Annotated in this window: 7 protein-coding genes and 1 pseudogene; 2 read left to right on the top strand and 6 right to left on the bottom strand. The window is 66.3% G+C overall.

What is annotated here, in order from left to right:
• The 4 genes and pseudogenes from MOV74_RS31970 to MOV74_RS31960 all read right to left on the bottom strand — a co-directional run.
• Positions 1 to 276, bottom strand: a pseudogene (locus tag MOV74_RS31970) (efflux transporter periplasmic adaptor subunit); the annotation flags it as partial.
• A gap of 240 nt (positions 277 to 516) precedes the next feature.
• Positions 517 to 648: a hypothetical protein gene (locus MOV74_RS40875; protein ID WP_258719564.1), complete on the bottom strand. Its 132-nt coding sequence runs from the start codon at positions 646 to 648 to the stop codon at positions 517 to 519.
• Positions 649 to 757: 109 nt separating this feature from the next.
• Complete coding sequence (locus tag MOV74_RS31965; protein WP_246930997.1) at positions 758 to 1,885, bottom strand: lactonase family protein; 1,128 nt, start codon at positions 1,883 to 1,885, stop codon at positions 758 to 760.
• Between the two features lie 126 nt (positions 1,886 to 2,011).
• On the bottom strand, positions 2,012 to 2,179 hold the full coding sequence (locus tag MOV74_RS31960; protein ID WP_246930996.1) for a hypothetical protein: 168 nt from the start codon (positions 2,177 to 2,179) through the stop codon (positions 2,012 to 2,014).
• Between the two features lie 103 nt (positions 2,180 to 2,282).
• Between MOV74_RS31960 and MOV74_RS31955 the strand changes: the two genes are divergently transcribed.
• Both MOV74_RS31955 and MOV74_RS40870 read left to right on the top strand, forming a co-directional pair.
• Positions 2,283 to 2,459 (top strand): hypothetical protein, encoded by a 177-nt coding sequence (locus MOV74_RS31955; RefSeq protein ID WP_246930995.1) that lies wholly within the window; start codon positions 2,283 to 2,285, stop codon positions 2,457 to 2,459.
• 82 nt (positions 2,460 to 2,541) lie between these two features.
• Positions 2,542 to 2,664, top strand: a complete 123-nt coding sequence (locus MOV74_RS40870; RefSeq protein WP_256468902.1) for a hypothetical protein — start codon at positions 2,542 to 2,544, stop codon at positions 2,662 to 2,664.
• A 77-nt stretch (positions 2,665 to 2,741) separates the two neighbouring features.
• On the opposite strand, the gene MOV74_RS31950 is transcribed toward MOV74_RS40870, so the two are convergent.
• Positions 2,742 to 3,677, bottom strand: a complete 936-nt coding sequence (locus MOV74_RS31950) for an MBL fold metallo-hydrolase (RefSeq protein ID WP_246930994.1) — start codon at positions 3,675 to 3,677, stop codon at positions 2,742 to 2,744.
• Positions 3,678 to 3,749: 72 nt separating this feature from the next.
• Positions 3,750 to 4,493 (bottom strand): FAD-dependent oxidoreductase (locus MOV74_RS31945; protein WP_246930993.1); only part of this gene is annotated, 744 nt, incomplete at its 5' end.

The following is a 4,493-nucleotide window of genomic DNA, read 5'->3' as shown; positions in this document are numbered from 1 at the left end:
GCCGGCGGTGGTGGTGTCGCCGGCTTCCGCCAGCACGTCCGTGACCTTCAGGCCCGGGCGCTCGGGCCGCACCGACGTTTCCTCCCGCGCGATGATCGTGCCGGTGGCCTCGACGATGTCGGAGAAGCAGGATTTTGCGACCTTCAGCACCGTGACGGCCGGCCCTTTGGGCGCATCGTCATCGGCAGCTCTGGCCGGATATTGACCGAGGACCAGCACGCCGGCGACGGCTGCGGGACACAGGCTTCGAACAACGGCACGGGGCAAATGACGCATCGGAAATTCCACGGGGTTCAAGCCCTTCGATCGATAGCAGATGGCAACGGGCCGGACTACGGCCGCGTTGCCCATGTCAGGATGCCACGCCGGCGCCCGCCGCCGCGGCAAGTCATTGATTAGTCGCGGGATTGGAGATCAGGTTCGCCGCCCCGGCGCGGGGCGGCGTGATTGCGGCCGTCCATGGGGTGTGGATCACGTCAAGAACGTCACGCCGGATGCCGCGGCAATGGCTGGCCGTCAGTTCGGGCGCTCGCCCAGCAGCTTGCCGGTGGAGCGATCGATCAGGTGCAGGCGCGTACAGGCCTGGCACGGCACGGAAACATGCGTGCGACCGCTCGGCTCGTCGTCAAGCCGATGCTGCACATTCATGCCGGTCCGAGGGCACCTGAAAACGATCTGACGGTCCATGCCCCGTGATATGACTCCAAGCCGGGCCTCGCGAAATTACGGATGATTACGTAGCTCCCCCGCGGGTGCCTCACGGCAGGTTCAGGAACTCCACCCAATTCGGCTTCTTGCCGGTGGGGTAGGATTTCAGCTTGGCCAGCGCCCCGCTGCTCTGGTCGATCGCATAGACCGTCATGCTGTCGGAGAGTTCGCCGACCGCGGCGAGATAGCGGCCGGAGGGATCAACGTTGAAGCCGCGCGGCTGCTTCTCGGTCGGCACGCTGCCGATCGTGGTCAGCCTGCCGCTGGTCGCGTCCACCTTGTAGGCGGTGAGCGTGTTGGTGGTGCGCTCGGAGGCATAGAGGAAGCGGCCGTCCGGGGTAATGTGGATGTCGGCGGCCCAGGGTTTGCCGGAAAACCCTTCAGGCAGCGCGGTGGTGCGCTGGATCTCGTCCCAGGCGCCGCTCTTGGCCTCATAGGTGAAGGCTGCGACGTCGCCATTCAGCTCGTGGAGGAGATAGACGAACTTGCCGCCCGGGTGAAACACGAAGTGCCGCGGCCCCGATTTCTCCGGCACCTTGTGGGCCGGCGGATCGCTCGGCGTCAGCGTGCCGGCCGTGGCATCGAACGCGAAGCTCAGCACCTGGTCGGAGCCGAGATTGGTCGCGAACGCGAAGCGGTTGTCGGGCGAGGGCAGGAAGGCATGGGCATTCAGCCCGGTCGGGATCACCTGCTTCGGCTCGCCGGCGACGCCGTTTGCAAGCAGCGGATTCAGCGCGACCTTGTTGCCGCCATAGGAGGCGCTGAACAGGAACTTGCCGCCGTGGTCGACGGCGATATTGGCCATGCTGTCGGCGAGCGGTCCGTTGCCGATATGGCTGAGCTGGCCCGTCTTGGGATCGATCGCAAAACTCACGGCGAGGTACGGCTGCGAGCGGATTCCGGCAATCAGCACGCGGTGATCGGGCGTGATCGCGAGCGGCGTCGAGGAGCCGGGCTTGTCGACGCCCTTGAAGGCGGCCGTCTGCACGGGCGTCATCTCGCCGCCGGCGGTCATCTTGAACACGCTGATGTCGTTGCTGTCGGCGTTGCCGACATAGGCGAAGGTCTCGGCCATGCCGGCGTGGACTCCAGAAATGAGAGTGAGGGCTGCGAACAGGGTGGTGGCAATCGCAGCGCGTGGCGCTTTGGATGCGATGCGTCGGGTCGGTCTCAACATGGGCTCCTCCTGAAGGCCGGGTCGCGGCATCGTCGTTTTGCCGGCGAGGATAGCGGGCGGCGCGCCACCGCACCAAATTCCAATTGGGATCGATCGATACCGAAATTGTATCGGTCGCCGCCAGGGCTACCGCACGGAAGCCGTCCGGGAGGGCAGATGCGGGCTGGACGGAGGGGCGGGCGGTCCGAGCACGGTCCAGACGGTGACCGCAACCAGGGCGGACGTCAGGATGGTCCAGGCGATGAGCCGCTTCCGCATCAGGCCGAATCCATAGGTCATGAACGTCCCGGGCATCCGAGATCGTGCACTGCAAACCGCGGCAATCCTATGAACTCGTTCACAGGCGAAAACCGGCGGCGCAATCCGAACCAATGCCGCGCCGGCGCATTGAACCGCCATGCCCCGCGAAAACGATCTCGAAGGTAAGCCCGACATGGGCGGCAAGCATGGCGGCCAGAAAGGCCAGCCCAAGCCGCCGCCGCGCCCCCATGAGGGCGAGCGCGACACCGACGTCGTGGCAAAGCGCCACACCGGTCAAACCGATCCCGCGTCGCCGCCGACCAAACAAAAATAGCCTGCACCCGCACTGGGAACGGCGGCCTCGGCTTGTCGTTACCCTGATCCCGCGGGCGGATGAATCGAACGGAGGCTGGCACGTGTTTTGGATCTATTGGAACACCGCCTGGTCGCTCATTATCAGCGGCATCATGTTCGCCACCATCGTCAGCCATCCCGACTCCGAGATCGCCGAAGTGCGTGCCGCAAAACGTTTGATGTGAGCACGTCGCTCCTGCGTCATGTTAATGCTGCGAAAGCGCGATGACGATCGTCATCGCGCTTCCGACCCGAGGCGCGGTCAGTAGTCCCAGAACGCCGGCACCCAGCGAAAGTGGTCGCCGTCGACCGCCACTCGGCCGACCGAGGGGAACGGCATGTGCGTGGCGACGAGGAGCTCTTCGCTCGCCGCCAGCTCCCGCAACAGACGTACCCGAACGCGGGCGGCCTCTTCGGGATCATGCTCGAAGCCGTTGTGCCAGTCGGGGTGGTCGAATCCGACAGTGAACACGGCATCGCCGGCGAATGTCAGCCGATCGCCGCCCGATGCGAGCCGGACCACGCTGTGCCCGGGGGTGTGACCGCCGGTGCGCGTGACCACCACGCCCGGCGCCACCTCGTGCTCGTTCTCGAAAGTGCGCAGCTGGTTGTGGTACTCCTTCGCGAACCGCTTGGCGGTCGCCCGAAGCGCATCCGGGAATCCCGGCGGCATCGAGACCTGGGAGAAATCGGGCGCCTCCCAGAACTTGACCTCGGCGGCGGCGACGTGGATCCGCAGGTCCGGACGCAGCTGGTCCCTCACCTCGTCGACGAGCAGCCCGCCGATGTGGTCCATGTGCATGTGCGTCAGCACCACGTCGGTCACCGACCCGAGTTCGATGCCGGCGGCTTCCAATCGCTTGCTCAATTGCCCGGCCCGCGGCAAGTGCAGATCCGGATCGGATCCCAGCCCGGCGTCGACGAGGATGGTCTGGCCGCCGCTGCGCACCACGACCACGTTCAGCGCCCAGTCGAACGCATCCGGCGGCAGGAACATGTCCTTCAGCCAGGCCGCGCGGACGGCCGGGTCGGCGTTGTGGGCCAGCATCGCGCCCGGCAGCGTCAGCACGCCATCGCTGATCACCATCACGTCGATCTCGCCGATCTTCAGCGCATAGCGCGACGGGACCAGCTCTTCGGGGCGTGATGTCGCGGGATATGAAGTGTTATGCAGGTTCATGTTGATCTCCTGTTTCATGAGAAGGCTCCCGGCTGGTTGATTGAGCAGACCGCGCCGCCGGGGACGCGCGGCCGTCATGGCTCGAGACGTCTAGAGAGCGGTGACGCGCTCCGGATCGGCGGACGCGAGCGCGGCGGCGCGCTCCGCCTTTGGCGGATAGATCCAGACCGTGTTGATCTCCTGCTTGGTCTTCTTGGCGATGTCGCCGACCATCTCGACCTTGCGCTCCCAGCCGCGCGTGAACAGCGCGCCGGCGCCGCCGAGATCGAGGCAAGTCACGTACGCCTTCTGATGATAGGGCCGGGTCACAAGGCCGAGCAGCTCGGCCGCGGCATTGTTGCCGGCGAAGGCGCCCATCCGTGTCGCGTGCTGGCACGACATCAGCGCGTAATTGCCCTCGTCGTCGCAGGCCGCGCGTGCCGCATCGCCGGCCGCGAAGACACGCTGAACGCCTGTCACCTGCAAGCAGCGATCGACCAGCAAGCGGCCGAAACTGTCGCGCTCGGCGGGAATCTGCGCGGTCAAGGGCGCCGCACGAATGCCCGCCGCCCAGATCACGGTCTCGGTCTCGATGTGCTCGCCGCTGGACAGGGTGACGCCGGATTGGTCGAGCGATGCGACACCGGCACCGAGGCGGGTTTCCACACCGAGCCTGTGAAGGGCGTCCTCGATGACGGGGCGGGGACCTGCGCCCATGTCGGGCGCGATCGCATTGTTGCGTTCGACGATGATGACGCGGGTTTTCGCGGTTGCGCCGAGGATGTCGCGAAGCCGCGCCGGCATTTCGGTGGCCGCCTCGATGCCGGTGAAGCCGCCGCCGGCGACGACGACCGT

Origin of the sequence: Bradyrhizobium sp. SHOUNA76 (assembly GCF_023006445.1) — a bacterium.
GTDB lineage: Bacteria > Pseudomonadota > Alphaproteobacteria > Rhizobiales > Xanthobacteraceae > Bradyrhizobium.
This window is presented reverse-complemented; position numbering and strand designations above follow the sequence as displayed.